Consider the following 2298-nt stretch of genomic DNA (forward strand, 5'->3'; position numbering starts at 1 on the left):
GGGGGGGGGGGGGGGGGGGGGGGGGGGGGGGGGGGGGGGGGGGGGGGGGGGGGGGGGGGGGGGGGGGGGCCCCAACCCGGCGGGGCGCGCGGGGGGGGGGCCCCCGTCCTGGTCATCGCGCGCCCTGCGCTCTCAGTGCTTCACGTCGGCCCAGACCTTGCGCTTCACGGCATAGGTCAGGCCGCCCAGGACAATCAGGAACAGGATGATGCGCACGCCCATCTGGCGCCGCTGCTCGAGCTCCGGCTCGGCGGCCCAGGCGAGGAAGGTGGACACGTCGATCGCCATCTGATCGACGGTCGCCTCGGTCCGGTCGGCGAACTCGACCTGGCCGGGGTTCAGCACGTTCGGCATCGCGATCTGATGGCCCGGGAAGTAGGCGTTGTAGTTCATCCCGTCCATCAGGTTGAAGCCGGCCGGCGGATCGGTGTAGCCGACCAGCAGGGCGTGGATGTAGTCGGCGCCGCCGGCGCGCGCCTTCACGATCACCGAGAGATCGGGCGGATAGGCGCCATTGTTCGCCGCGCGCGCCGCCTGCTCGTTCGGGAAGGGCCGGCGGAAGCGGTCGGACAGGCGGGCCGGGCGCTCGAACATCTCGCCCTGGTCGTTCGGCCCGTCCATCACCTGGAACTGTGCCGCGATGTTGCGGACCTGCTCCTCGGTCAGCCCGATCTCGAGGAGGTTGCGGTAGGAGAGCTGCCGCATGGCGTGGCAGGCGGAGCAGACCTCCTTGTAGACCTGGAAGCCGCGCTGGAGGCTGCCGCGGTCGAAGGTGCCGAACAGGCCCTCGAAGGAGAAGCGCGTGTCCGGGATGTGGATCGCCTCGCCGGCCGCGCGGGCCGGTGCGGCGCCGAGCGTCGCGGCGGCGCCCAGCAGCAGGGCGCCGACGAGGTTACGGAAGCGCGACATCAGGCCTTCTCCATCGGCTTCGCGGCGGCGCCGGCGGGGATCGGTCCACCGCCGCGCAGCACGGGCAGCGAGATGCTCTCGGGCAGCTTGAGCGGCCGCTCCAGCCGGCCGAGCAGCGGCAGGATCACGAGGAAATACAGGAAGTAGTAGGCCGTAGCCCAGCGGGCGATGGTCACATAGGTGCCCTCGGCCGGCTTCGCGCCGACCCAGGTGAGGATGCAGAAGTTGATGCCCCACAGCACCAGGAACCACTTCGCCACCGGGCGGAAGCGCATCGAGCGCACCGGAGAGGTGTCGAGCCAGGGCAGGATGAAGAGGATCGCGATGGAGCCGAACATCAGCGCCACGCCGCCCAGCTTGTCCGGCACCGCGCGCAGGATCGCGTAGAAGGGCAGGAAGTACCATTCCGGCACGATGTGCGCGGGCGTCACCAGCGGGTTGGCCGGGATGTAGTTGTCCGGGTGGCCGAGGTAGTTCGGCATGAAGAACACCAGGAAGGCGAAGAAGATGAAGTAGACGACCAGGCCGACGCTGTCCTTGATCGTATAGTAGGGATGGAAGGGCAGCGTGTCCTGCGGGCCCTTCGGGTCGATGCCGAGCGGGTTGTTCGAGCCCGTGATGTGCAGCGCGGCGACATGCAGGAACACCACGCCGACGATCACGAAGGGCAGCAGGTAGTGCAGGCTGAAGAAGCGGTTGAGCGTCGGGTTGTCCACGCTGAACCCGCCCCACAGCCACACCACGATGTCCTGCCCGAACACCGGGATCGCGCTGAACAGGTTGGTGATCACGGTGGCGCCCCAGAAGGACATCTGGCCCCAGGGCAGCACGTAGCCCATGAAGGCGGTCGCCATCATCAGCAGGAAGATCACCACGCCGAGGATCCACAGGATCTCGCGCGGCGCCTTGTAGGACCCGTACCAGAGCCCCCGCCAGATGTGGATGTAGACCACGATGAAGAACATGCTGGCGCCGTTCATGTGAACATAGCGGAGCAGCCAGCCGAAGTTCACGTCGCGCATGATCCGCTCGACGCTGTCGAAGGCGTAGGCGGTGTGCGCGGTGTAGTGCATCGAGAGGAAGATGCCGGTCGCGATCATGATCAGCAGGGTGACCATGGCGAGCGCGCCGAAGTTCCAGAAGTAGTTGAAGTTCCGGGGCGTCGGAAACGTCCCGTACTCCTTCTGCATCATGGTGAAGACCGGCAGGCGGCTGTCTATCCAGCGCACCACCGGGTTCTTGAAATCGCTCTGGTGAAGGCCGATGGCCATCGCAGCTTGGCTCCTCGGGGTTCTTGGGGCGGGCGGGTGGGCGCGGGCCCACCCCCCCCCCCCCCCCCCCCCCCCCCCAGGGGGGCGGGGGGGGGGGGGGGTAGCGGTACAACGGCCC

At 68.5% G+C, this 2298-nt stretch carries 2 protein-coding genes; both read right to left on the reverse strand.

The genetic code is table 11. The annotated features are described in order from the left end of the window. Positions 1 to 132 precede the first annotated feature (132 nt). Positions 133 to 909: a cytochrome c1 gene (locus AC1MIR_RS05895; protein WP_480027256.1), complete on the reverse strand. Its 777-nt coding sequence runs from the start codon at positions 907 to 909 to the stop codon at positions 133 to 135. Further along, complete coding sequence (locus AC1MIR_RS05900) at positions 909 to 2180, reverse strand: cytochrome b (protein WP_480027257.1); 1272 nt, start codon at positions 2178 to 2180, stop codon at positions 909 to 911. The genes AC1MIR_RS05895 and AC1MIR_RS05900 overlap by 1 nt, the downstream gene beginning before the upstream one ends. Between the last annotated feature and the right edge of the window lie 118 nt (positions 2181 to 2298).

Source organism: Falsiroseomonas sp. RANM36, from assembly GCF_056682175.1.